This is a genomic window from Bradyrhizobium sp. NP1, assembly GCF_030378205.1.
Lineage (GTDB): Bacteria > Pseudomonadota > Alphaproteobacteria > Rhizobiales > Xanthobacteraceae > Bradyrhizobium.
The window spans coordinates 703,543-728,224 of record NZ_CP127385.1; the positions used below are offsets into that span (position 1 = coordinate 703,543).

Annotated in this window: 19 protein-coding genes; 12 read left to right on the forward strand and 7 right to left on the reverse strand. The window is 65.4% G+C overall.

Going from position 1 to position 24,682, the window contains the following annotated elements; genetic code table 11:
• Nucleotides 1-29: 29 nt before the first annotated feature.
• The gene (locus tag QOU61_RS03305) at nt 30-1,586 is read right to left on the reverse strand and encodes an acyl-CoA synthetase (protein ID WP_289662218.1); all 1,557 of its coding nucleotides are present in this window, start codon (nt 1,584-1,586) and stop codon (nt 30-32) included.
• Nucleotides 1,587-1,894: 308 nt separating this feature from the next.
• Here QOU61_RS03305 and QOU61_RS03310 point away from each other — a divergent pair, with 308 nt between their 5' ends.
• The 6 genes from QOU61_RS03310 to QOU61_RS03335 all read left to right on the forward strand — a co-directional run bounded on the left by QOU61_RS03310 (nt 1,895) and on the right by QOU61_RS03335 (nt 9,201).
• Nucleotides 1,895-3,031 carry an acyl-CoA dehydrogenase family protein gene (locus tag QOU61_RS03310; RefSeq protein ID WP_289656715.1) on the forward strand — a complete coding sequence of 379 codons (1,137 nt, stop codon included), beginning with the start codon at nt 1,895-1,897 and terminating at the stop codon, nt 3,029-3,031.
• 76 nt (nt 3,032-3,107) lie between these two features.
• Nucleotides 3,108-3,764 carry a glutathione S-transferase family protein gene (locus QOU61_RS03315; RefSeq protein ID WP_289656716.1) on the forward strand — a complete coding sequence of 219 codons (657 nt, stop codon included), beginning with the start codon at nt 3,108-3,110 and terminating at the stop codon, nt 3,762-3,764.
• Between the two features lie 100 nt (nt 3,765-3,864).
• Nucleotides 3,865-4,680 carry an AraC family transcriptional regulator gene (locus tag QOU61_RS03320; RefSeq protein WP_289656717.1) on the forward strand — a complete coding sequence of 272 codons (816 nt, stop codon included), beginning with the start codon at nt 3,865-3,867 and terminating at the stop codon, nt 4,678-4,680.
• A 46-nt stretch (nt 4,681-4,726) separates the two neighbouring features.
• On the forward strand, nt 4,727-5,593 hold the full coding sequence (locus QOU61_RS03325) for a beta-keto acid cleavage family enzyme (RefSeq protein WP_289656718.1): 867 nt from the start codon (nt 4,727-4,729) through the stop codon (nt 5,591-5,593).
• 9 nt (nt 5,594-5,602) lie between these two features.
• On the forward strand, nt 5,603-7,219 hold the full coding sequence (locus QOU61_RS03330; RefSeq protein WP_289656719.1) for an acyl-CoA carboxylase subunit beta: 1,617 nt from the start codon (nt 5,603-5,605) through the stop codon (nt 7,217-7,219).
• Entirely contained in the window at nt 7,216-9,201 is a 1,986-nt protein-coding gene (locus QOU61_RS03335; RefSeq protein WP_289656720.1) for an acetyl/propionyl/methylcrotonyl-CoA carboxylase subunit alpha, read from the forward strand. The genes QOU61_RS03330 and QOU61_RS03335 overlap by 4 nt, the downstream gene beginning before the upstream one ends.
• A gap of 91 nt (nt 9,202-9,292) precedes the next feature.
• Here QOU61_RS03335 and QOU61_RS03340 read toward each other — a convergent pair whose 3' ends face one another.
• From QOU61_RS03340 to QOU61_RS03365, 6 genes are all read right to left on the reverse strand, one after another.
• Nucleotides 9,293-10,285: an ABC transporter ATP-binding protein gene (locus tag QOU61_RS03340; RefSeq protein WP_289656721.1), complete on the reverse strand. Its 993-nt coding sequence runs from the start codon at nt 10,283-10,285 to the stop codon at nt 9,293-9,295.
• The gene (locus QOU61_RS03345) at nt 10,282-11,295 is read right to left on the reverse strand and encodes an ABC transporter ATP-binding protein (RefSeq protein ID WP_289656722.1); all 1,014 of its coding nucleotides are present in this window, start codon (nt 11,293-11,295) and stop codon (nt 10,282-10,284) included. Before QOU61_RS03345 ends, QOU61_RS03340 begins: the two co-directional genes overlap by 4 nt.
• A complete protein-coding gene (locus QOU61_RS03350) occupies nt 11,295-12,188 on the reverse strand; it encodes an ABC transporter permease (RefSeq protein ID WP_289656723.1) in 894 nt (297 codons plus the stop codon). The genes QOU61_RS03345 and QOU61_RS03350 overlap by 1 nt, the downstream gene beginning before the upstream one ends.
• 9 nt (nt 12,189-12,197) lie before the next feature.
• Complete coding sequence (locus QOU61_RS03355) at nt 12,198-13,145, reverse strand: ABC transporter permease (RefSeq protein WP_289656724.1); 948 nt, start codon at nt 13,143-13,145, stop codon at nt 12,198-12,200.
• Between the two features lie 297 nt (nt 13,146-13,442).
• The gene (locus QOU61_RS03360; RefSeq protein WP_289656725.1) at nt 13,443-15,038 is read right to left on the reverse strand and encodes an ABC transporter substrate-binding protein; all 1,596 of its coding nucleotides are present in this window, start codon (nt 15,036-15,038) and stop codon (nt 13,443-13,445) included.
• Nucleotides 15,039-15,372: 334 nt separating this feature from the next.
• On the reverse strand, nt 15,373-16,923 hold the full coding sequence (locus QOU61_RS03365) for an AMP-binding protein (RefSeq protein WP_289656726.1): 1,551 nt from the start codon (nt 16,921-16,923) through the stop codon (nt 15,373-15,375).
• 341 nt (nt 16,924-17,264) lie between these two features.
• Between QOU61_RS03365 and QOU61_RS03370 the strand changes: the two genes are divergently transcribed.
• The 6 genes from QOU61_RS03370 to QOU61_RS03395 all read left to right on the forward strand — a co-directional run bounded on the left by QOU61_RS03370 (nt 17,265) and on the right by QOU61_RS03395 (nt 24,670).
• A complete protein-coding gene (locus QOU61_RS03370; RefSeq protein ID WP_289656727.1) occupies nt 17,265-17,696 on the forward strand; it encodes a hypothetical protein in 432 nt (143 codons plus the stop codon).
• Between the two features lie 36 nt (nt 17,697-17,732).
• The gene (locus QOU61_RS03375) at nt 17,733-18,047 is read left to right on the forward strand and encodes a YciI family protein (protein ID WP_289656728.1); all 315 of its coding nucleotides are present in this window, start codon (nt 17,733-17,735) and stop codon (nt 18,045-18,047) included.
• Between the two features lie 53 nt (nt 18,048-18,100).
• A complete protein-coding gene (locus QOU61_RS03380; protein WP_289656729.1) occupies nt 18,101-18,772 on the forward strand; it encodes a winged helix-turn-helix transcriptional regulator in 672 nt (223 codons plus the stop codon).
• A 274-nt stretch (nt 18,773-19,046) separates the two neighbouring features.
• Nucleotides 19,047-20,201 carry an efflux RND transporter periplasmic adaptor subunit gene (locus tag QOU61_RS03385; protein ID WP_502876879.1) on the forward strand — a complete coding sequence of 385 codons (1,155 nt, stop codon included), beginning with the start codon at nt 19,047-19,049 and terminating at the stop codon, nt 20,199-20,201.
• Nucleotides 20,198-23,365 carry an efflux RND transporter permease subunit gene (locus QOU61_RS03390; RefSeq protein ID WP_289656730.1) on the forward strand — a complete coding sequence of 1,056 codons (3,168 nt, stop codon included), beginning with the start codon at nt 20,198-20,200 and terminating at the stop codon, nt 23,363-23,365. Before QOU61_RS03385 ends, QOU61_RS03390 begins: the two co-directional genes overlap by 4 nt.
• A 114-nt stretch (nt 23,366-23,479) precedes the next feature.
• Nucleotides 23,480-24,670, forward strand: coding sequence for an ABC transporter substrate-binding protein (locus tag QOU61_RS03395; RefSeq protein ID WP_289656731.1), 1,191 nt, complete (start codon nt 23,480-23,482; stop codon nt 24,668-24,670).
• The last annotated feature ends 12 nt before the right edge of the window (nt 24,671-24,682 follow it).

Consider the following 24,682-nt stretch of genomic DNA (forward strand, 5'->3'; position numbering starts at 1 on the left):
CCTTTTTGTTGTGATGGATGGAGTGGCAGTCAGGAGGCTTTGGCCTGTTCATTGGCCTGGGCGAGATCGGCCGCGGAGGCAACCGAGAAGGTCTTGCGCAGGGTCGGCTTGTGGATCTTGCCGGTGGCGTTGCGCGGCAGCACGTCGATGAAGCGGATCACCCGCGGGCATTTGAAGCGCGCGAGATTAGCCGCGCAGTGCGCCGCGATGTCGGCTTCGGTGATGGATTGCCCGGGTCTGATCGCGACGATCGCCATGCCGACCTCGCCCCATTGCGGATCCGGGATGCCGATCACGGCGGCCTCCGCGATCGCGGTGAGCTGGTGCAGCACGTTCTCCACCTCGGCCGGATAGACGTTCTCGCCGCCGGAGATGTACATGTCCTTCCAGCGGTCGACGATGTAATAGAAACCTTCCTCGTCGACGCGCGTGGCGTCGCCCGTGTGCAGCCAGCCGTCGGTGAAGGATGACTGGTTGGCGTCCGGCCGGTTCCAGTAGCCGGGCGTGATGTTCGGCCCCTTCACCCAGAGCTCGCCGAGTTCTCCCACACCGGCATCGCTGCCGTCGGGGCGGACGATGCGTATTTCGGTGTGCAGCACCGGCTTGCCGGCCGAGCCTGCCTTGCGCGCGGCGTCCTCGCGGTCGAGCACCATCACCGCAGGCGAGGTTTCGGTCATGCCATAGCCCTGCTGCAGCGCCACGCCGCGGGCTTCCCACACTTTGAGCAGCGGCACCGGCATCGGCGCGCCGCCGACGATCAGGCGGCTGAAGTCGGCCCTCTCGAAATCCGGATGCTGCGCGATGAACTGGTAGATCGCGGGCACGCCGAAGAACGCGTTGAGGCCCCACGCCGGATCGCTGATCAGCCGCAACGCGACGCCGGGATCGAACACGCGCATGATCAGCACGGTGCCGCCGGCGTGCAGCACCGGGTTGGTGTAGCAATTGAGCCCGCCGGTGTGGAACAGCGGCAGCACGGTGAGCTGTACGGACGAGGGCGAGATATAGGCCGGGCCGCCGAGATTGACGCAGTTCCAGAACGTCATGCCGTGGGTGATGATCGCACCCTTCGGCTGGCCGGTGGTGCCCGAGGTGTACATGATGGTCGAGATGTCATCGAGCGTGACGGGCTCGATCCGCTCCAGCGGCGTCGCCGCCGCGATGGCGGCCTCGTAGGAATAGCCTTCGCCGAACAGCAGCACGCTCTCGGTCTTGCAGAGCTTTGCTACTGCCAGCGCAGTGTCGGCCAGATCGGCGTCATGGATCATCACCTTCGGCGCGGCGTCGCCGACGATGAACTGCAGCTCGGGTACGGTGAGACGGGTGTTGAGCGGCACGAACACCGCGCCCAGCCTGCCACAGGCGAACTGCACCTCCAGCGTGTCGGTCGTGTTCAGCGCCAGCACCGCGACGCGGTCGCCGCGCCCGACCTTGAGCCAGTCGCGCAAATGCGTGGCAAGCCGTGCGATCCGCGCATCGAACTCGGCGTAGCTGAAACGGCGTTCGCTCGCGAGATCGATCGCGGCGATCTTGTCCGGCGTGCGCCGGGCGTGATGCGCAATCCAGTCGTAATGGCGGACGGTCACGATTTCCTCCGTGATCGGCGGTCTGTCGCCGCCTGTCGCTTTGCGCAGCATGCCGAAGTCCCTGGTGTGGCGGATTCGACGTTCCTATCAGTGCTGCGGCGAATCCCTCATAGGAACGTCAAATCCCAAGCCACACTAGAGCCAGCACGAGTTTTGTGCATGTGCTAAGGTTGTCTTGCGTTGAGTGGCTGGCGGGCGGCTGGCTGGGAAAGCGTCACAGTGTATGCCCTGATTCCAGCGACTGGACGCAAGTGGGGCCTGCCGGTTCGCTTCATCCTGTGCGGCATAGCACAATGAGAGCCGAGCCCATGAACAGCCCGTTTTATACCGCCGAGCACGAGGCCTATCGCGAGGTGGTGCGCCGTTTCGTGGAGCGGGAGATCGAGCCCTTTGCCCATCAATGGGACGAGGCCGGCGAATTCCCGCGCGCGCTCTACGAAAAGGCCGCCGGAATCGGCTTGCTGGGCCTCGGCTTTCCCGAGGAATATGGCGGCACGCCCGCCGACCAGTTCATGAAGATCGTAGCTTCCCAGGAACTGGCCCGCGCCGGTGCGGGAGGGGTCAATGCCAGCCTGATGAGCCACACCATCGGCTCGCCGCCGATCGCGCGCGCGGCCCGGCCTGAGATCAAGGCGCGGGTGCTGCCGCAGGTGCTCTCCGGCCGGAAGATCTCCGCGCTCGCGATCACCGAGCCCGGCGGCGGCTCTGATGTTGCGAACCTGCGCACCCGCGCCCGCCGCGACGGCGACCACTATGTCGTCTCGGGCGAGAAGACCTTCATCACCTCAGGCATGCGCGCCGACTATATCACGGTCGCGGTGCGGACCGGCGGCCAAGGCGCCGGCGGCGTCAGCCTGCTCCTGATCGAGGGGGACACCCCGGGCCTGTCACGCACCAAGCTGAAGAAGATGGGCTGGTGGGCCTCGGATACGGCAACGCTGCATTTCGACGACTGCCGCGTGCCGGCCGAAAACCTGATCGGCGAGGAGGGGCACGGCTTCAGGCTGATCATGCAGAACTTCAACAGCGAGCGCATCGGCATGGCGGCGAGCTGCACCGCCTATGCCCGCGTCTGCCTCGAAGAAGCGATCGCCTATGCGAAGGAACGCAAGACCTTTGGCAAGCCGATCGCGCAGCACCAGGTGATCCGCCACAAGCTGGTCGACATGGCGCAGCGCGTGGCGGCGTCGCAGGCGATGCTGGAAATGCTGGCCTGGCGGCTGGAGCAGGGCGAAAGCCCGGTTGCGGAAATCTGCATGATGAAGAACCAGGCGACGCAGACGATGGCGTTCTGCGCCTCGGAAGCGGTGCAGATCTTTGGCGGCGCCGGCTTCATGCGCGGCGTCAAGGTCGAGCGCATCTACCGCGAGGTCAAGGTCAATGCGATCGGCGGCGGCACCGAGGAGATCATGAAGGATCTGGCCTCAAGGCAGATGGGCTTGTGACCTCGGCTTCGCACCGGGCTATGGTGCAGACAGATGGCCGCCTGCCCTGTGTGGGCGCAGCAACAGGAGCGCAACCATGATCACGCTTTACCATTGCCATGCGGCGCGCTCGTTTCGTCCGCTCTGGATGCTGGAGGAGATGGGGCTCGCCTACGAGCTCAAAATGCTGCCGTTTCCGCCGCGGGTGTTCGCCAAGGATTATCTCGCCATCAACCCGCTCGGCACCATCCCCTACATGATCGACGGCGAGACCCGCATGACGGAGTCGTCGGGCATCTGCCATTATCTCGGCACCCGGCATGGTCCGACGCCGCTGATCGTCGGCCTCGATGAGCCCGCCTATGGCACCTTCCTGAACTGGATGTATTTTTCGGATGCGACACTGACCTTTCCGCAGACGCTGGTGCTGCGCTACGCCCAGCTCGAGCCCGAGGAACGCCGCAATCCGCAGGTCGCTGCCGACTACGCCAAATGGTTCCAGGGCCGGCTGCGCGCGGTGGAAACGGCCATCGCCAATGCCGAGACGCTGTGCGCCGGCCGCTTCACCGCTGCCGACATCGTGATCGGCTACGCATTGCGTCTCGCGGAAAATATCGGCCTTTCCAGTGATTTCGGCCCAAATGTCGCGGCCTATTGGGGCCGCCTGCAGGCGCGCGACGGTTTTGTGCGGGCGGTTGCGGCCGAACGCCGCGCAGGCGCCGAGCAGAACGTGAAACCGTGGCGGGAGCGCTGACCTTCTCGTTGCGAGGCGATGAGAGGTATAGACCGATCGGGATTTGCGCTATGCTTCCCTTCGCGCAGCGGCCGCAGAGCCGCGCCGAGGAGGGACGACCATGAGCAACAGAACGAATGGTTCCGGTCATCTGATGCTGATCACCCCGGAGCGCGTCTTCTATGTCGGGCTGCTTGGTCGGCCGCGGCAACGCTGCTCCGGTGCGTTTCATGTCTATGTCGCGATCGAGGGGGCCTTCCATCACGTCGCCGAGGACGGCCGCGAGACTTCAGGTGAACTCGTCGTCGTGCAGCCGAATGTGCGTCACACCATCACCAGCGACTATCGCTCGGTGATCTGCTTCATGATCGAGCCGGAAAGCGTGCCGGATGGCGCGTTCGAGGCGCTCGCGCGGCGTCTCGCCGAGCAGGGCGAGCTTTTCGCGCGCCGCATTCGCGCGGCCTATGCGCGCTTCCTGGAGCAGCCCCGCGAGGGCATCACCAGCGCCGAGCTCGACGGGATGTGCCTTGGCGAGCCGCTGCCGCAGCGCGCGCTCGACCCGCGCGTGGCGCGCGCGATCGCGCAGATCATGCGGTTCTCCGGCGAGCCGGCGACCGCAGAGGCCTGCGCGACGGAGGCGGGGCTCTCCGCCTCGCGCTTCCTGCATCTGTTCAAGCAGGAGACCGGAATCTCGTTCCGCGCTTTCCGGGCCTGGAAGCGGGCGCGTCATCTCCTGCATTTCGCCAACCAGGACCTCAACCTCGCGCATCTCGCGCAGGACATCGGCTATCCCGATTCCACGCATTTCAGCCATTCGATCCGCCGCTTCTACGGCCTGAAGCCGCGCGCGATCTTTTCCGGGTCGCGCGACCTCGCGATCTATCGCGGTCGACAGCCGGCCCAACCCGATAGCGCATGGACGCAAGAAGCGTCGTGACGGCCTCCCGCATGATCCCGCGGAGCCTCTTCCGCGAGAATGATCCATGGGCGACAAGGCCGTCATCACCTGCGCACTGAACGGCGTCCTGACCGATCCGAAGCAGCATCATGTGCCGGTGACGCCGGAACAGATGGCGCGCGAGGCGAAGGCCGCCTTTGACGCCGGCGCCAGCATCATGCACATCCATCTGCGCCAGCAGGCGCCGAACAAGGGTCATCTGCCGTCCTGGGAGGTTTCGGTCTCCCGCGACATCCAGCAGGCGATCCGCGAAGCCTGCCCCGGCGTGATCATCAATCACACCTCGGGCGTGTCGGGTCCGGATTATGCCGGCGCGCTCGCCTGCATCCGCGAGACGAAACCCGAGATCGCGGCCTGCAACGCCGGCTCGCTGAATTATCTCAAGGTCAAGGCCGACAACACCTGGGCGTGGCCGCCGATGCTGTTCGACAACCCGGTCGGCAAGGTGAAGGACTATCTCGATGTCATGAATGCCGTCGACACCATTCCCGAATTCGAATGCTTCGACGTCGGCATCGTGCGCTGCGTCAACATGTACCGGCAGACCGGCATGTATGGCGGGCCGCTCGAATACAATTTCGTGATGGGCGTTGCCTCCGGCATGCCGGCCGATCCCGAGCTGCTGCCGATCCTTCTGAAGCTGAAGGAGAAGGACGCGCATTGGCAGGTCACCGCGATTGGCCGCGGCGAGATCTGGCCGCTGCACCAGCGCTGCGCCGAGCTCGGCGGCCATTTGCGCACCGGGCTCGAGGATGCGTTCTATCTTGCCGACGGCACCAAGGTGACGTCGAACGGCCAGCTCATCGAGGCGATCGCGGCCTGCGCACGCCGCGCCGGGCGCGAGATCGCGTCGCCTTCCGAAGCGCGGAAGATTTTTGGGACCAGGCGTTAGGGCCGCCACATGGCCGTCATTGAAAACACGATCTCGCCCGGCGGCGACGCTTTCAAGGCCAACCGCGACGGCATGCTGGCCCTGATCGCGCGCATGCGCGCGCTGGAACAGCGCACGCGCGAGGCGTCCGCTGCCGCCAAGGACCGCTTTCACAAGCGCGGCCAGCTTCTGCCGCGCGAGCGCGTGGCGCTGGTGCTCGATCCCGGCAGCCCCTTCATCGAGCTCGCGACGCTCGCCGGCTACCGGTTCGACGTTGCCGATCTCGACAAGAGCGTGCCGGGCGGTGGCGTGATCGCCGGCATCGGCTTCGTCTCCGGCATCCGCTGCATGGTGAGCGCCAACGATGCCGGCATCGATGCCGGCGCGCTGCAGCCGTTTGGCCTCGACAAGACGCTCCGCGTGCAGGAGCTCGCGCTGGAGAACAAGCTGCCTTACTTGCAGCTTGTCGAAAGCGCCGGCGCCAACCTGTTGCGCTACCGCGTCGAGGATTTCGTGCGCGGCGGCAACATCTTCCGCAATCTGGCGCGGCTGTCGGCGGCGGGCTTGCCCGTCGTCACCGTGACGCACGGATCGTCCACCGCGGGCGGTGCCTACCAGACCGGCCTGTCGGACTACATCGTGATGGTGCGCGGCCGCACCCGCGCCTTCCTCGCCGGTCCGCCGCTGCTCAAGGCCGCCACGGGGGAGATCGCCACCGAAGAAGAGCTTGGCGGCGCCGAGATGCATACGAGCATATCGGGCCTTGGTGACTATCTGGCGGAGGACGACCGCGACGCGCTCCGGATCGCGCGCGAGATCATGGCCGCGATGCAATGGGACCGGCCGCGCGTCAGCGCGGCGCAGTCCAAGCCGCCGCGCTATGATGCGGAGGAGCTGCTCGGCATCATGCCGATGGACCATAAGCGGCCCGTCGACATGCGGCAGGCGATCGCCCGCTTTGTCGACGATTCCGATTTCACCGAATTCTCTCCGAGCTACGGCCCCGCTACCGTCTGCGGCCATGCCCGCATCGAGGGGCAGGCGATCGGGATCATCACCAATAATGGTCCGCTCGATGTGCCCGGCGCCAACAAGGCCACGCACTTCATCCAGGTCTGCTGCCAGACCCGCACGCCGCTGCTCTACATGAACAACACCACCGGCTACATGGTCGGCCGCGCCTATGAGGAAGCCGGCATGATCAAGCACGGCTCGAAGATGATCCAGGCGGTGACCTCGGCCACGGTGCCGCAGATCACGCTCTATTGCGGCGCCTCGTTCGGCGCCGGCAATTACGGCATGTGCGGCCGCGGCTTCCATCCGCGCTTCTGCTTCTCCTGGCCCAACGCGAAGACTGCCGTGATGGGCGGCGAGCAGGCGGCCGAGACCATGGCGATCGTGACCGAAGCGGCCGCCGCACGCCGCGGCAAGCCGATCGAGAAGGACAAGCTCGAGGCCATGAAGGCGCAGATAACGGGCGTGTTCGATGGCCAGATGGATGTGTTCGCAACCAGCGCGCGTCTGCTCGACGACGGCGTTATCGACCCGCGTGACACCCGCAAGATCCTGGCCGAGGTGCTCGCGATCTGCCGCGAGGCGGAGGCGCGCCAGCCGCAGTCCATGCAGTTCTCGGTGGCGCGGCCATGAGCGGCGAGGCGGTCCGGCGCACGCCGTTCTTCAAGGTGCTGGTCGCCAATCGCGGCGAGATCGCGCGGCGCATCACGCGCAGCGCGCGGCGGCTTGGGCTTGGCGTGGTCGCGGTCTATTCCGATGCCGATCGCGATAGTTTGCATGTGCGCGAAGCGGATGTCGCGGTGCGCATCGGCGGAGCGCGGCCGACCGAATCCTATCTCAATATCGAAGCGATCATCGCCGCGGCAAAGGCGAGCGGCGCCGGCGCGGTGCATCCCGGCTACGGCTTCCTCGCCGAGAATGCGGACTTCGCTCAGGCCTGCCGTGATGCGGGCCTCGTGTTTATCGGCCCGTCGCCGGAGGCGATCCGCGCGATGGGGCACAAGGCCGGCGCCAAGGAGATCATGAAGAAGGCCGGCGTGCCCTGCGTGCCCGGTTATCAGGGCGCCGACCAGGGCGATGCGACCATGCTCGCGGAAGCCAGGAAGATCGGCTTCCCCGTGATGATCAAGGCGGTCGCGGGCGGCGGCGGCCGCGGCATGCGGCTGGTCGCGAGCGAGGCCGATTTTGCCGACGCGCTGCGCAGCGCGCGTTCGGAGGCGAAGGCCGCGTTCGGTGACGGCACCGTCATTCTCGAGCGGGCGATCCAAAATCCCCGCCATGTCGAGATCCAGGTGCTGGGCGATCGCTACGGCCACGCGGTCCATCTCGGCGAGCGTGACTGCTCGGTGCAACGGCGGCACCAGAAGCTGATCGAGGAGGCGCCGTCTCCGGCGGTGTCGGCCGAATTGCGTGCGAAAATGGGTGCGGTCGCGGTCAACGCCGCGAAATCGATCGGCTATGAGGGCGCCGGCACGCTGGAATTCCTGCTCGACGAGAGTGGCGCGTTCTATTTCATGGAGATGAACACCCGCCTGCAGGTCGAGCATCCCGTCACCGAGGCGATCACCGGACTCGATCTCGTCGAATGGCAGTTCCGGATCGCGCGCGGCGAGCAGCTCGTCTTGCGCCAGGAAGACATCGGGTTTTCCGGACACGCGATTGAGGTGCGGCTCTGTGCGGAGGATGCCGACCACGACTTCATGCCGCAATCGGGCACGATGGCGCGCTGGCAGATGCCATCAGGCGTGCGCATCGAGCATGCACTGGAATCGGGCATGGATATCCCGCCGTTCTACGATTCCATGATCGCGAAGGTCATCAGCCACGGCGCGACGCGTGAGGAAGCGAGAGGAAAACTGATCTGCGCGCTGGAGCAGATGGTCGCTTTTGGCGTGACCACCAACCAGTCATTTCTCATCGCGGCCTTGCGGCACCCGGCTTTCGCGCAGGGCAAGGCAACGACAGCGTTCATCGACGGCCATCGCGAGGCACTGACGACGCAGAAGACCTCTGCGGCCGACGTCGCGCTGGCGGCGCTGCTGCTCCATGTCAGCCATCCCGATGCGACGCCGTGGCGCGGGGGACGGTCGCTGGCTGCGACGTTTCCGATGCCGATGCGCTTTGCGATCGGCGATCACACCCACGAGGCCGAGGTCTGCCGCGAGCGTGACGGCTTCTATGCCGTCGAGACCAATGGAAACCGGGTTTCATTGGAGATCGACGCGCTCGATCGCGAAGCGATCCGTTTTCGCGCCGATGGCCTGATGGAAGCCGTGAGATTCTGGCGCGATGGCGACCGCCTCCACGTCCTGCATCGCGGCGTCGTGTTGGCGGTCCGCGATCTCACGCTGGCCGCGCCGGAGAGCACCACTGCCAGCGGCGGTGACGGCAAGGTACGCGCCGCGCTGAACGGCCGGGTCGTCGCGGTGCTGGTGAAGCCGGGCGACCGCGTCGAAGTCGGCGCGCCAGTGATGACGCTGGAAGCGATGAAGATGGAGCATGTGCATCGGGCGGGGATCGCCGGCACGGTCATCGCGATCGACGTCGCCGAGGGCGAGCAGGTGACCGCGGGCAAGATCGTGGTCGAGATCGCGGCGGAAACGCAGCCGATCTAACCCCTGTCATTCCGGGATGGTGCGCTAGCACCAGACCCGGAATCTCGAGATTCCGGGTTCGCCGCTGCCGCGGCCCCCCGGAATGACGGAATCAGCCCTCGCGACCCGTGCCGTCGTTGAGCCAGCACGCGACCTGGTGGCCGCTGCCTGCCTCGCGCAGCAGCGGCCGCTCCGTCTTGCAGCGGTCGAGCGCGTAGCGGCAGCGAGTGTGGAAAGCGCAGCCCGAAGGCGGATTGACCGGGCTCGGCACGTCGCCGTCGACCATCGGCGTCAGGCGCTTCACCTTTGGGTTGGCCACCGGCACCGAGGCCAGCAGCGCCTGCGTATAGGGATGACGCGGGTTGCGAAACAGCTCGTCCTTGGTGGCGATCTCGACGATGCGGCCGAGATACATCACCGCGACACGGTGGCTGATATGGGCGACGACCGCGAGATCATGCGCAATGAAGAGGTAGGAGAAGCCGTGTTTGCGTTGCAGATCGATCAAGAGGTTGATCACCTGCGCCTGGATCGAGACGTCGAGCGCGGAGACCGGTTCGTCGCAGACGATCAGTTCGGGCCCGAGCGCGAGCGCGCGCGCGATGCAGATGCGCTGGCGCTGGCCGCCGGAAAACTGGTGCGGATAGTTCTTCATCTGGTCGGGCCGCAAGCCCACCTGCTGGAACAGCTCGGCGACCCGCGCCTGCTTCGCCGGGCCGGAAGCGAGCCCATGGACCTCGAGCGGTTCGCCGACGATGTCGCCCGCCGTCATGCGCGGGTTGAGCGAGGCGAACGGGTCCTGGAACACGATCTGCATCGAGCGGCGATGCCCCCGCATCTCGCGCTTGCCGAGATGGGTGATGTCCAGCCCCTTGAGACGGATGCTGCCCGAGGTCGGCTCGACCAGCCGCAGCACGCTGCGCGCCACCGTCGACTTGCCGCAGCCGGATTCGCCGACCAGCCCGAGCGTTTCGCCCGGTGCAAGCGCAAAGCTCACGCCGTCGACCGCGTGCACGGTGCCGACGCGGCGGCGCAGCACGCCGCCGCGCACCGGGTAATGCTTGACGAGGTCGGTGATCTCCAGGAGCGGGCGCGCCTCGGTCATCGCGCGGCTCCCATTTCTGCGGCGCGCCAGCATGCGGCCCAGTGGCCCCCGCCCCAGTCCTCGAGCGGCGGATATTCCTTCCGGCAGCGCTCCAGCGCGTAGGCGCAGCGCGGCGCAAAGGCACATCCCTGCGGCAGGCGCGTCAGCGGCGGCACGGTGCCGGGAATTTCGGCAAGCCGCGCCTCAGCCTTGACGCCGGATGCGGGTAGCACGGGGATCGAGGCCATCAGGCCGCGCGTGTAGGGGTGGCGGGGATGGGCGAACAGCGCCTCGACATCGGCCTCCTCGACCTTCCTGCCGGCATACATCACGATCACGCGCTGCGCGGTCTGCGCGACCACGCCGAGGTCGTGGGTGATCAGGATCAGTCCCATGCCCAGTTCCTGCTGCAGCTCGACCACGAGCGCGAGGATCTGCGCCTGGATGGTCACGTCGAGCGCGGTGGTCGGCTCGTCCGCGATCAGCAGCGCCGGCCGGCACGCCATCGCCATCGCGATCATCGCGCGCTGGCGCATGCCGCCTGAAAGCTGGTGCGGATATTCCAGCGCGCGCCGCGCCGGTTCAGGGATGCGCACCAGGCGCAGCATCTCGACAGTCCGATTCCAGGCTTCCCGCCGCGGCACCTCGCGATGCAGCCGCACCGCTTCGGTGATCTGGTCGCCGATCCGCATCACGGGATTGAGCGAGGTCATCGGCTCCTGAAAGATCATGGAGATGCGGTTGCCCCTGATCTGCCGCATCCTGGCCTCATCCAGCGCGAGCAGGTCGATGCCTTCGAGCAAAACCTCGCCCCCGACGATGCGGCCGGGCGGATCGGGCACCAGCCGCATGATCGAGAGCGCGCTGACGCTCTTGCCGCAGCCGGATTCGCCGACGATCGCCAGCGTCTCGCCGCGGCGCACCTCGAAGGAGAGATCGTCCACGGCACGAAACAGCCCCGAATTGGTGAAGAACACCGTCTTGAGGTTCTTCACCTCCAGCACCGCGGTTTGCGCTTTCGCCTCGCTCATCAGCCGCGCTGCCTCGGATCGAGGATGTCGCGCAGCGCGTCGCCGAACAAATTGGTACCGAAAACCGCGAGGCTGATCGCAATGCCCGGAAAGATCACGAGCCACGGCGCGGTGCGGACGTATTCGGCGGCCGATTCCGACAGCATGCGTCCCCAGGACGGGTAGGGCTCGGGAATGCCGAGCCCGAGGAACGACAGCGATGCCTCGGTGAGGATGGTCGAGCCGAGCTGGGCGGTCGCAAGCACGATCAAGGGCGCCAGCGTGTTGGGCAGCACATGGCGCAGCACGATCCGCGTCTCGCTCATGCCGATCGATTTCGCGGCTTCCACGAACGGTAGCTCGCGCAGCGCCAGCGTATTGGCGCGGATCACGCGCGAAACCGTCGGGATCAGGGGGATCGCGATCGCGATGATCACGTTCGGCAGCGACGGGCCGAGCGCTGCGGTCATCACCAGCGCCAGCACCAGCAGCGGCAGCGACTGCAGGATGTCGGTGATGCGCTGGAACACGAGATCGACCCAGCCGGAGAGATAGCCGGAGACGAGGCCGATGATGACGCCGATCGAGGAGCCGAGCGCGGTCGAGCCGATGCCGACCGCGAGCGAAATCCGCGCGCCGTGCACGATGCGGGCCCAGACGTCGCGGCCGAAGGAATCGGTGCCCATCCAGTGCCGCGCGTCGGGACGGGCGAGCGCGTGCGCGGAATCGACGGTGAAGGGGTCATAGCGGCTAATCAGGTCGGCAAACAGCGCGGTCAACACGAAGATCACCATGATCGCGAGCCCCGCGGTGCCCAGCAGATGGCGGCGGGCGAGGAAACCGATCCGGCTCAGGCCGCCCTTTGCGTGGGCTCCGGCGCGCCTTAATTCGCTTTCATAGTCGATCGCAGCCACGCAACGCTCCTATTCGGTGTAGCGGATGCGCGGATCGAACACCGCGTAGAGCATGTCGACGGTGAAATTCGCCAACACCACGACGACCGCGATGAACATCACGAGGTTCTGCACGATCGGATAGTCGCGCCAGCGGATCGCCTCCACCAGGAAGCGGGCGACGCCGGGAACGTTGAACACGGTTTCGGTGACGATCAGCCCGCCGATCAGGAACGCGGCCTCGATGCCGACCACGGTGATGACAGGCAGGATCGCGTTCTTCAGCGCGTGATGGAAGTTGACGGATGCCTCGGAGGCGCCCTTGGCGCGCGCGGTGCGGATATAGTCCTGGCGCAGGATCTCCAGCATCGAGGAGCGCGTGATGCGCATGGTCAGCGCCGAGCTGCGGAACGCCACCGCCAGCGACGGCAGCGCATAGGTCGTAAACATCTCGCCGAACGTCTGCGGGTTCGGGTTGAAGATCGGCATGTTGCCGAACATCGCAACCGACGCCATCAGGATCAGCAGGCCGAGCCAGAACGACGGCAGCGACAGCCCGGATAGGCTGACGACGCGCAGGGCGTAATCGAGCTTCGAGCCCTGCTTGACCGCGCTGATGACCCCCAAGGGAATGCCGATCGAGGCCGAGAACAGTAGCGCCAGCCCGGCGAGGCGCGCGGTGATGGGAATCCGCGGCAGGATCTCCTGCAGCGCGGGTTTTTCGGAGACGTAGGAATAGCCGAGGTCGCCGTGCAGGAGCCCCCAGATCCAGCTCAGATATTGCACGACCAGCGGCTTGTCGATGCCGAGCTCGCGCTCGAGATTGGCCTTGTCGGCGGGGTCGACGAAGCCCGCCGCGTCGAACAGGATGTCGACGATGTTGCCGGGTACGACGCGCAGCAGGAAGAAGATGACGATCGAGATCCCGATCAGGGTCACGAGCATCAGAGCGAGGCGCCGCACGATATAGGCAAACACCGCCTTCTCCCCGTTGAGCGATTAACATGCTCTAGCAATCTGGATGCAGCTGCCAGAACTACGGAAGTGTGCTCCCTCTCCCCGCAACCGGGGTTTACCCCGGTTGCGTATCCTTAATCTGCGCAAGTCGGGCAGGCCCGACTTGCGTGGGAGAGGGTTGGGGGGAGGGGTTACGGTCTCTCGTCGACCTCGAAGCCCCTCACCCGATTTGCTTTGCAAATCGACCTCTCCCCGTCGGGGAGAGGTGAACTCGGTCCGCGGACAGACGGGAGCAAAGCCATCTCCCTTGGCAACGGCCTACTTGTCCAGCCACACATCCTCGTAACGATAGCCGTTGTAGGAGCTGTTCACCATCACCGTGATGCCCTTGACATAGGGATGCCAGCAGGAGCCGGTGCGGGCGTGGAAGATGATCGGCCGCGCCACGTCCTCCTGCAGCTTCTTGTCGATCTCCCATACCAGCTTCTTGCGCTTGTTGAGGTCGGTTTCCTGCGACTGCTCGTCGAACAGCTTTTCGATCTCCTTGTTGCAGTAGTTGGTGTAGTTGCGCTCGGAACCGCAGGAATAGTTCTCGTAGAAGGACTGGTCGGGATCGTCGACGGCGTTCCCGGTCAGGTTCAGCCCGAGCGCGTAATCCTTGCGCGCGACCTTCGGGAACCATTGCGCGGTGTCGACGACTTCGAGCTCGGCGTCGATGTAAATGGTCTTGAGCTGGTCGATCAGGATCACCGCGGGGTCGCGGTAGACGGGGATGTTGCGGGTCGAGACCTTGATCGCGAGGTGCTTGTCCGGGCCGTAGCCCGCCTTCTGCATCAGCTTCTTGGCTTGCTCGCGGTTGGCGTTGATGTCGGGACCGTAGCCGGGAATGGATTCCAGCATCTCCTTCGGCATCGCCCACAACCCGGCCGGCGCCGGCAGCATGGTGCCGCCGATGTCGCCCTGGCCCTCGAACATGATCGAGATGAAGGCCTTGCGGTCGAGCGCGAGCGCCAGCGCCCGACGGATGTCGAGATTGTCGAACGGCGGCGAGGACGAGTTGATGATGACGTTGGTCGAGACGTTGTTGGGCTCGACCACGCACACGGCATTGGGCGCCTGCGACTTGACGTCCTTCAGGAGCGGGATCGACACTTCGGTCGGGAACGTCATGTCGAACTTGCCGGCGACGAAGGCCAGGATCGCGGTCGAGCGGTTCGGAATGATGGTGAACTCGATGCCGTCGAGATGCGGCAGCCCCTTCTTGAAGTAGTCGGGGTTGCGGACGAGCTTGATCGACTCGTTGGCCTTGAACTCGACGAACTTGAACGGCCCGGTGCCGATCGGATGGGTGCGCATCTCGGCCGGCGAGACATGGCAGGGATAGACCGGCGTATAGCCGGAGGCGAGCAGCGCCAGCAGCGACGGCTGCGGCCGCTTCAGGTGGAAGGATGCCTCGTAGTCGCCATTGACCGTGACCTCGTTGACCTGCTCGTACCAGGCCTTGCGCGGGTTCTGGCGGAATTTCTGCGGCGACTTGCCCATCAGCATGTCGAAGGTGCATTTGACGTCGGCCGCGGTGAACGGCTTGCCGTCATGCCACTTGACGCCCTGGCGCAGCTTGAAGGTCAGGGTCTTGTTGTCGCCGCTCCAGGCCCAGCTCTCGGCGAGGTCAGGGACGATCGTATCGATGCTGTTCTGCGCCACGTTCTGGTTGTAGATCACCAAATTGTTGAACACCGGCATGAAGGGCACGTTGACCGAATAGGTCGCGCCCTCGTGGATCGAGGCGCTGCCGGGACTGTCGCGGTGATAGATTCTCAAAATTCCGCCCTGCTTGGGCTCGCCCGCATGCGCGGCGATCGGGATCGCCAGCAATGCCAATGCCGCCGCGGCGAAGGCCCGCAGGTTCCGCATCCTCTCCTCCCGGTTTTCGGCGCCTTTTTGCGCCATTGGTGCAAACGATAGCCAGCGCCGGCTACCGCGGCAACCGGCAAGGCCTGCGTCCGCATTGGCAATTCGGCTGACTTGCCCTTGTGCGACGGAAAGGCGCAGGCCTGGTCGCGAGACGTTCGGCGTCAACCAGTGGTCCGATTCTAACATTCGCTCCTCACTTTGGGAGGCACGTTTGCGAATGTTAGAATCAAAGGACCACCGGCAAATTTTCGATGCTGGTGGAGCTTTGGATTTGACGTTCACATAAGGGAACTGCGGCAAATGGGTTGCGAACGTCAAATCCGCTCCACCAGTGTCACACGATCCGCGAGGTCTTGTTGCCCCAGTAGCGGTCGCGCAACAGGCGCTTGTAGAGCTTGCCGGTCGGCAGCCGCGGCAGCTCTTTCTCGAAATCGACCGAGCGCGGCACCTTCTGCCGCGCCAGCGATTGGCCGCAGAAGACGATCAGCTCCTCGGCCAGCGCTGTGTCCGGCGCAATGCCCGGCATCGGCTGCACCACCGCCTTCACCTCCTCGCCAAGATCGGCATTGGGGACGCCGAACACCGCGGCGTCCGCGACCTTCGGATGGGTGATCAGCAGGTTCTCGCATTCCTGCGGATAGATGTTCACCCCGCCGGAGATGATCATGAAGGTCGCGCGGTCGGTGAGGTAGAGATAGCCGTCATCGTCGACATAGCCGACGTCGCCGACCGTGCTCATGCTGCCGTCGGGCGAGCGGGCCTCCTTGGTCTTGGCCGGGTCGTTGAAATATTCAAAGGCCGAGGCGGTCTTGAACCAGACCGTGCCCGGCGTGCCGTTCGGGCAGCGCTTCAGGTTCTCATCGAGGATGTGGAGGTCACCGAGCAGCACCTTGCCCACCGTGCCGCGATGGGCGAGCCACTCCTCGCTGTTGCAGGCGGTGAAGCCCAGGCCCTCGGTCGCGCCATAATATTCGTGAATGATCGGCCCCCACCATTTGATGATGTCGTCCTTGACCAGCGCCGGGCAGGGCGCGGCGGCATGGATCGCGATCTCGAGCGAGGAGAGGTCGTAACGGTTACGAACCTCCTCCGGCAGCTTCAGCATGCGCGAGAACATGGTCGGGACGAGCTGGGTGTGGGTGATGCCCCATTTCCCGATCAGCGAGAGATAGTGCTCGGGGTCGAACCTCTCCATGATGATCACGGTGCCGCCCATCCGGATCGTCAGGTTGACGGCTGCCTGCGGCGCCGAATGATAGAGCGGCGCCGGCGACAGATAGATCATGCCCTCGCGGTAGTGCCAGAGCCTGAGCAGAAAATCGAACAGCGGCAGGTTTTGCGAAGATGGTTGCTCCGGCAGCGGCCGCAGGATCCCTTTCGGCCGTCCCGTCGTGCCCGACGAATAAAGCATCGCGGTGCCGACGGATTCGTCCGCGATCGGGGTTTTCGGCAGCCCCGCAGTCGCCGCTTCAAGGCCCACGATTCGATCGCTCTCGGTCCCGCCATCGGCGACGATGCAGAGCTCGACGTGAGGGCATTCCTTCAGCGCCTCGCGCGCGACGTCGAGTTTTGCCACCGACGTGATCAGGATGCGCGACTGGCTGTTGTTGACGATATAGGCGAGCTCGCCAGGCGTCAGGTAGGAGTTGACGCAGGTGAAATAGAGGCCTGAGCGTTCGCCGGCGCCGCAGCACTCGAGGTAGCGGCTGTTGTTCTCCATGAAGATCGCGTAGTGGTCGAGCCGCCTCAAGCCGCGCTGGCGAAACAGATGCGCCAGGCAGTTGCTGCGCTGATCGAGCTCGCGGTAGGTCACCGTCTCGCCGGTGCCGGCCATGATGAAGGCGGGCTGCAGCGGGCGCAGATAGGCGTGCTTGCCGGTGTACATCGTACCGCGTTCTCCCTCGTTGGCCACGGAGGGATGTCGCGCATGCCAGGTTGCTTGCGTGCGCCCGTTCTCCCCCGTGGCAATCTTCTTGCTTTGCAGGCGAGGTTAGCGGAGGAAGTTTCGGGCGTCATGCACGAAGATCAAGGGCATAGGCGAAGCTGAAGCGCTGCGGCGGGACCACCTCGGCGAAATCCGCGACGCGCGGCGCTGATGCACGGCGGGCCGCGCCGGATCGATCCCGGCTTCGAGCTCGAGCTGCGCGACAGCGGCTGATGCTTGACTTCATAAAATGAAGTTAGTACTACTCTATATATAGTAGATTGAAACTTCACGGGGGCTTCATGACCATGGTCCAGTCGCAACGCGCGCCGTCCAACCGCGGTTTCTGGCTCGGCGTTGCCGCCTATCTGGTCCCGACATTCCCAATCGCCTATGTGTGGCACCTCGTTGCGTTCGCGCCGCTCTATGAATCGCTCGACATCTATCGCCCCGAGCCGATTATCGCCTTTGGCTTCGCGTCCATGCTGATCCAGGGCCTGATCTTTTCATGGGCCTATCCGCGGCTGTTCGCCGGCCGCGGCAGCGAGATCTGGCGTCCCGGGCTGGCCTACGGGGCGGGGCTCGCGGTCCTGTCATGGTCGTTCACGACGCTGGCAGTTGCCGCCAAGAACGTCATGGGCTCGGTGCCGACTTTCATGGAGCTGGAGACCGGCTTCACGTTGCTGCAGTTTGCGGTGGTCGGGCCGCTGATCGCCCTTGCGCACAAGACCTGATCCGCGACACGGCTTTGCAAGCGAGACGGAGTGGCTATGGCAAACTATGTGATCGCCTACCGCGGCGGCAGAAAATTCGAGACTCCGCAGGAAGGGGCCTCGTACATGGCGAGATGGAAGGCCTGGATGGACAGTCTGGGTGACGCCATCGTCGATCCCGGCGTGCCGCTCGGAACAGGCAGGCTGATCACGTCGGCCGGGGTATCCGAGCCGGGACCGGACAGGTTCACCGGATTCTCGATCGTGGCGGCCGACGGCATCGAAGCAGCCGTGCAAATGGCCAGCCGGTGTCCGCACCTTGATCACGGGAGCATCGAGGTCGCCGAGGCAATGGCGATGAAGATGCGCTGAATTCGCTGCGGACGCGGTTGACTATGGCGCGCGCGTCCGCCACTTCGGTCTGAATGAGCGGAACACGGTATACGCAGTTCTGTGCGCTTGCGAGGGCGGCGGAAATCATCGGGGAGCGCTGGACGCTTCTGATCATACGCGAGCTTTTGCTTGGTCCGACGCGGTTCGGTGATCTGGCCGCGCGGCTTGACGGCGTCAGCCCCGCGCTGCTGACGGGGAGACTGAACGCACTCGTGGAAAGCGGCGTGATCCGGCGCGCAACGCTGCCGGCCCCGTTCAACGCCCAGGTTTACGAACTCACCGAGACTGGGCGCGCGCTCCAGCCCGCGATCCGCGAGCTGATCCGCTGGGGCGGCCGGTTTCTCTTTCCGATGCGCCAGGACGATACTTTCCAGCCGGATTGGGTATTGCTCGCGCTCGACGCGATCGCGCGGCGTGAACCGACGCCCGCCTGCCGCATCGGGTTGCGCGTACCGCATCCAGGCGGGGTCGCGGTCTTCATCATCGAGGGCGGCGCCGAAGGCACGCGGATTGCGAAGGGCGAGATCGAAGGCCCGACAATCGAGACGCCGTTCGACGTTCTTTTGCAAATCCTTGCCCGAAAACTGCCGCTCGATGATGCGATCGAGAGCGGTCGGGTCCGTATCGAAGGGAGCTTGCGCACGCTCGGAAAGTTGCCGCATCTGTTCGATCTGGCAACCGCGCGCGATGCGCGGTCCGGATAAGCCAGCAGTGCTGCCGAGCAGTCGTCGCGTCGGCCTGCCACGCGTCGACCGGCGCGGTTGCGCGGTGGCCGCGCGCGATGTCAAGGGCCGGCGCCGGGTGCCGGGCCCAACAATTTTGCTTGATCAGGCCCGGCTCTTGCAGAGACTTGTAGCCAACCTCAACTCATCCTGCCCAGATGGCCGGTAGCGTCGGCGCGCGCAACCGCGGCAGATACGCGAAGGGGACAGTGACGTGAGCGCGAGCAATCCATCGGCACGCCGGGGTCGGGGCGTCTTGTTTGATTTCCGTCCGCTTGGCCGTTTCGCGCTGGCCGCGATACTGGCGACGGGCCTTGCCGCGTGTGGTGAGAAGCCGCAGCAGCAGGCCGCGGCGCCGGTGCCGCCGGTGACGGTGGCGCAGCCGCTCAAGCGCACCGTTACCGACTGGGACGAATTCACAGGGCGCTTCGAAGCGATCGAGGAGGTCCAGGTCCGCGCCCGGGTCGGCGGCTTCGTCACCAATGTCGAGTTCAAGGACGGCGACATGGTCCATACCGGCGACCTGCTCTATTTGATAGACTCCCGCCCGTTCGAGGCCGTCGCGGCGCAGGCCGACGGCCAGCTCGCGGACGCCCGCGCCAAGGCGGAACTCGCCAAGCGCGAGCTCGACCGTGGCCTGAACCTGGTCCAGACCAGCGCCGTCTCCGAACAGGTCGTCGACCAGCGCCGTCAGGCGCTGCAGGCGGCGAAAGCCGCGGAGATACAGGCCGAAGGCGCACTGAAGGCCGCCAACCTCAACATCGAGTTCACCCATGTGGTGGCGCCGATCTCCGGGCGGGTCAGCCGCCATCTCGTTAGCATCGGCAATCTGGTATCCGGCAGCGACAATGGCACGTCCACGCTGCTCACCACCATCGTCTCGCTCGATCCGATCTACATCTATTTCGACGTCGACGAGGCGACCTATCTGAAGAACAACAAGCTCTGGTTCGAGGGCAAGCGTCCGAGCTCGCGCGATACGCCCAATCCGGTGCAGGTGGCGCTGACAGGCGAGACAAAACCCTCGCATGAGGGCAAGATGGATTTCCTCGACAACCGCCTCGACGTCTCGACCGGAACGCTGCGCAGCCGCGCGGTCGTTCCCAACCACGACCTGTCGATCCTGCCGGGCCAGTTCGGCCGCGTCCGCCTGATCGGCAGCTCGCCTTACGAGGCGCTCCTGATCCCCGATACCGCTGTCGCCACCGACCAGTCGCGCAAGATTGTGTTCGTGGTCAAGGACGACGACACCGTGGAGGCAAGGCCGGTTGTGCTCGGCCCGCTCGACGACGGCCTGCGCATCATTCGCGAAGGGTTGAAGCCGGAAGACCGCGTCATCGTCGACGGCATTCAGCGCGCGCGGGTCGGCGCCAAGGTCGCTCCGCATCCCGCCGCCGGCAGCAAGCCATGAATCTCGGCCGCCTTTCCGTCAACCAGCCGATCCTGGCGATGGTGCTGTCCATCGTGCTTCTGATCGTGGGCGCGATCGCCTACACCACGCTGCCGGTCGCCGAATATCCGGAAGTGGTGCCGCCGACGGTGGTGGTGACCGCGCAATATCCCGGCGCCTCGGCACAGACCATCTCCGACACGGTCGCCGCCCCCATCGAGCAGCAGATCAACGGCGTCGAGGACATGCTGTACATGTACAGCCAGGCCACCTCGAACGGCCAGCTCACCATCACGATCACCTTCAAGCTCGGCACCGATCTCGACAAGGCGCAGGTGCTGGTGCAGAACCGCGTCGCGATCGCGCAGCCGCAGCTGCCTGACGAGGTGCAGCGCAACGGCGTCGTCACGCGCAAGAACTCGCCCGACATCCTGATGGTCGTGTTCATGCTGTCGCCCGACGGCAGCCTGGACCAGCTCTATATCTCCAACTACGCGCTGCTCCAGGTCCGTGACCAGTTGCTGCGGCTCGACGGCATCGGGGACATCCAGATGTTCGGCGCGCGCGACTATTCGATGCGGGTGTGGCTCGATCCCGACAAGATCACGACGCTCGGCATGACGGCCGGCGACGTGGTGGCCGCGATCCGGGCCCAGAACCTGCAGATCACCGGCGGCCAGATCGCGAGTCCGCCGATCTCCGATCGCGCCTTCCAGCCGAACCTGACATTCACCGGGCGGCTGAAGGACATCGCCCAGTTCGAGGACATCGTGGTCAAGGCCGGCGGGGAGGGCCGCACCGTGCGACTGCGCGACGTGGCGCGGGTCGAGCTCGGCGCGCTCGACTATTCCACCAACAGCTTCATGCTGCGCAAGACCGCGGTCGCGCTGCTGGTGACCCAGCGCCCCGGCTCGAATGCGCTCGCCACCGCCAAGGGCATCTCGGACACCATGGCCAAGCTGAAGGCCAGCTTCCCGAAAGGGCTTGACTACAATATCGGCTATAATCCGACCGAGTTCATCGCCCAGTCCATCAAGGAGCTGATCAAGACCATCTACGAGGCGATGATCCTCGTCGTCATCGTGGTGCTGGTGTTCCTGCAGGGATGGCGGCCGGCGATCATCCCGATCGTCGCGATCCCGGTGTCGCTGGTCGGCACCTTCGCGGCGATGGCCGCGCTCGGCTACGCCATCAACAATCTGACGCTGTTCGGCCTCGTGCTCGCGGTCGGCATCGTGGTCGACGACGCCATCGTCGTGGTCGAGAATGTCGAACGCCATCTCGGGCACGGCATGAGCCGGCGCGACGCCGCGCTCAAGACGATGGAGGAGGTCGGCGGCGCGCTGGTCTCGATCGCGCTGGTGTTGTGCGCGGTGTTCGTGCCGACCGCGTTCCTCGGCGGCATCTCGGGCCAGTTCTTCCAGCAATTCGCCGTCACCATTGCGGTCGCGACCGCGATCTCGTGCTTCTGCTCGCTGACGCTGTCGCCGGCGCTGGCCTCGCAGATCCTCGTGCCGCACGAGGAGAAGCGGCCGCCTGCAGCCTGGAACGTGATCGGCCGGGCCTGGGAGGCCTTTACCGGCGTCTTCAACCGCGGCTTCGACTGGGCATCCCATTCGTACGGCAGCATTGCGGGCTTCGTGATCCGCCACCGCGTGGTGATGCTGCTGGTCTATGTAGTGCTGATCGGCAGCGCCGGCTGGCTGCTCGCCAGCACCTCACAGGGTTATATCCCGGCGCAGGATCGCGGCTACGTGATCATCTCGGCGCAATTGCCGGGCGCGGCCTCGCTGGCGCGCACCACCGAGATCGTCCGGCGGATCGAGGGCATCGCGCTCGACACGCCCGGCGTCATCCGCGTCGCCGCCTTTGCCGGTTTTTCCGGCGCGACGCGGACGCAGGCGAGCAACGCGGCGGCGCTGTTTCCGGTGTTCGACGAGCCTGAGGTGCGCCTGAAGAAAGGTCTGACGGCCGCCGCCATCACCGCCGAGTTGCGCAAGCGGCTGTCCGCGATCCAGGGCGCCTTCATTATCGTGATCCCGCCGCCGCCGATCCCCGGCATCGGCACCGGGGGCGGCTTCACCATGCGGATCCAGGACCGGCAGGGCCGCGGGCCCGAGCTGCTGGCGGCCGCGACCGACGAGCTTGTCGCCGGGGCGCGCAAGTCGCCCGGGCTCACCTCGGTGTTCTCGCCGTTCTCGGCCAACACGCCGCAGGTGTTCGTCGACATCGACCGCATCAAGGCGCAGAAGCTCGGCGTGCCGATCCAGAACGTCAACGAGGCGATCGAGACCTATTTCGGCTCGACCTACGTCAACGACTTCAACCTGTTTGGCCGCACCTATCACGTCACGGCGCAGGCCGATCTGCACTTCCGGAAGGAGAGGGCCGATCTCGCGCGGCTGCGCACCCGCAATGCCAATGGCGACATGGTGATGCTCGGCAGCGTGGTGGATTTCCGCGACATCTCCGGGCCCGATCGCGTCGCACGCTACAATCTCTATCCGGCTGCCGAACTGCAGGGCGAGACGGTGCCCGGCACCAGCTCGGCGACCGGCATCGCGATCATGAAGAAGCTCGCCGACGAGACGCTGCCGACCGGCTTCGCCTATGAATGGACCGACCTGTCCTACCAGCAGGTCACCGGCGGCAACGCCGGCCTCTACGTCTTCCCGATCTGCGTGCTGTTCGTCTACCTGGTGCTGGCCGCGCAATATGGCAGCTGGAGCCTGCCCTTTGCGGTGATCCTGATCGTGCCGATGTGTCTCTTCGCCGCGACCATCGGGGTGCGCATCATGGGGCAGGATGTCAACATCCTCACCCAGATCGGTTTCGTGGTGCTGGTCGGGCTCGCCGCCAAGAACGCGATCCTGATCGTCGAGTTCGCCCGCGACATCGAGCTTGAGGGTAGGCCGCGGCTTGAGGCCGTGATCGAGGCCTGCCGCCTGCGGCTGCGGCCGATCCTGATGACGTCCTTTGCCTTCATCCTCGGCGTGCTGCCGCTGGTGGTCTCCACCGGCTCGGGCTCGGAGATGCGGCAGGCGGTCGGGGTCGCCGTGTTCTTCGGCATGCTCGGCGTCACGCTGTTCGGCCTGATCTTCACGCCGATCTTCTACATCGTGGTCCGCAATCTCGCCGACCGCTCCACGGCGGCACAGAAGCCGAAGCAGGAAGCCGCCGCCTGAGGCGTGCCGGCTTCCTGCCTAAGCCCCCAATACTATTGGCCTATCTGAAATAGATGGGCAGCGGGCGGGTTATAAAATATAGCTTTGCGCATCACGAAACTGCTGGAGGCATCAATGAAAAAGGGTTGGCTGGCGCTGGTCGCCGCGGGCGGTCTCTTCTCGGCGCTGCCTGCGTCGGCGCAGGGCGTCAAGATCGGCATTCTGAACGATCAGTCGGGCGTCTATGCCGACTACGGCGGCAAATATTCGCTCGAGGCCGCCAGGATGGCGGTCGAGGATTTCGGCGGCGAGGTGCTCGGCCACAAGATCGAGATCGTCACCGCCGACCATCAGAACAAGCCCGATCTGGCGACCTCGATCGCGCGCCGCTGGTATGACGTCGAGGGCGTCGACATGATCACCGAGCTGACGACGTCGTCCGTTGCGCTCGCGGTCCAGGATCTTTCCAAGGAAAAGAAGAAGATCGACATCGTGGTGGGCGCCGCGACCTCGCGACTGACCGGCGATGCCTGCACGCCCTATGGCTTCCACTGGGCCTATGACACTCATGCGCTGGCGGTCGGCACCGGCGGCGCGCTGACCAGAGCCGGCGGCGACACCTGGTTCTTCCTCACCGCGGATTACGCCTTCGGCTATGCGCTGGAAAAGGACACCACCGAAATCGTCACCGCCAATGGCGGCAAGGTGGTCGGCTCGGTCCGCATTCCCCTGAACTCGTCGGACTTCTCCTCGTTCCTGCTGCAGGCGCAGAGCTCGAAGGCCAAGATCGTCGGCCTCGCCAACGCGGGCCTCGACACCACGAACTCCATCAAGCAGGCCGCCGAATTCGGCATCGTGTCCGGCGGCCAGAAGCTCGCCGGCCTTCTCATGACGCTCGCGGAGGTGCACGGCCTCGGCCTGCAGGCGGCGCAGGGTCTCGTGCTCACCGAAGGCTTCTACTGGGACCTCAACGACAAGGCGCGCGCCTTCGGCGAGCGCTTCCTGAAGCGCACCGGGCGGATGCCGAGCATGATCCATGCCGGCACCTATTCGTCGACGCTGAGCTACCTGAAGGCTGTGAAGGCCGCCGGCACCAAGGATTCGGATGCGGTCGCCAAGAAGCTGAAGGAGCTTCCGGTGGACGACGCCTTTGCACAAGGCAAGGTGCAGGAGAACGGTCGCATGGTCCACGACATGTATCTGTTCGAGGTCAAGAAGCCTTCGGAGTCCAAGAAGGAGTGGGACTACTACAAGCTGCTCGCGACCGTGCCGGGCGACAAGGCGTTCCCCTCGGCCAAGGACAGCGGCTGCCCGCTGACGAAGTGAGCGCAGCGTCGC

Excerpts from the sequence above, each read along its gene's own strand:
- QOU61_RS03310 (WP_289656715.1), top strand. The coding sequence starts at position 1,895 with ATGAACAGCCCGTTTTATACCGCCGAGCACGAGGCCTATCGCGAGGTG.
- QOU61_RS03315 (WP_289656716.1), top strand. The coding sequence starts at position 3,108 with ATGATCACGCTTTACCATTGCCATGCGGCGCGCTCGTTTCGTCCGCTC.
- QOU61_RS03320 (WP_289656717.1), top strand. The coding sequence starts at position 3,865 with ATGAGCAACAGAACGAATGGTTCCGGTCATCTGATGCTGATCACCCCG.
- QOU61_RS03325 (WP_289656718.1), top strand. The coding sequence starts at position 4,727 with ATGGGCGACAAGGCCGTCATCACCTGCGCACTGAACGGCGTCCTGACC.
- QOU61_RS03330 (WP_289656719.1), top strand. The coding sequence starts at position 5,603 with ATGGCCGTCATTGAAAACACGATCTCGCCCGGCGGCGACGCTTTCAAG.
- QOU61_RS03335 (WP_289656720.1), top strand. The coding sequence starts at position 7,216 with ATGAGCGGCGAGGCGGTCCGGCGCACGCCGTTCTTCAAGGTGCTGGTC.
- QOU61_RS03340 (WP_289656721.1), bottom strand. The coding sequence starts at position 10,285 with ATGACCGAGGCGCGCCCGCTCCTGGAGATCACCGACCTCGTCAAGCAT.
- QOU61_RS03345 (WP_289656722.1), bottom strand. The coding sequence starts at position 11,295 with ATGAGCGAGGCGAAAGCGCAAACCGCGGTGCTGGAGGTGAAGAACCTC.
- QOU61_RS03360 (WP_289656725.1), bottom strand. The coding sequence starts at position 15,038 with ATGCGGAACCTGCGGGCCTTCGCCGCGGCGGCATTGGCATTGCTGGCG.
- QOU61_RS03365 (WP_289656726.1), bottom strand. The coding sequence starts at position 16,923 with ATGTACACCGGCAAGCACGCCTATCTGCGCCCGCTGCAGCCCGCCTTC.
- QOU61_RS03370 (WP_289656727.1), top strand. The coding sequence starts at position 17,265 with ATGACCATGGTCCAGTCGCAACGCGCGCCGTCCAACCGCGGTTTCTGG.
- QOU61_RS03375 (WP_289656728.1), top strand. The coding sequence starts at position 17,733 with ATGGCAAACTATGTGATCGCCTACCGCGGCGGCAGAAAATTCGAGACT.
- QOU61_RS03380 (WP_289656729.1), top strand. The coding sequence starts at position 18,101 with ATGAGCGGAACACGGTATACGCAGTTCTGTGCGCTTGCGAGGGCGGCG.
- QOU61_RS03390 (WP_289656730.1), top strand. The coding sequence starts at position 20,198 with ATGAATCTCGGCCGCCTTTCCGTCAACCAGCCGATCCTGGCGATGGTG.
- QOU61_RS03395 (WP_289656731.1), top strand. The coding sequence starts at position 23,480 with ATGAAAAAGGGTTGGCTGGCGCTGGTCGCCGCGGGCGGTCTCTTCTCG.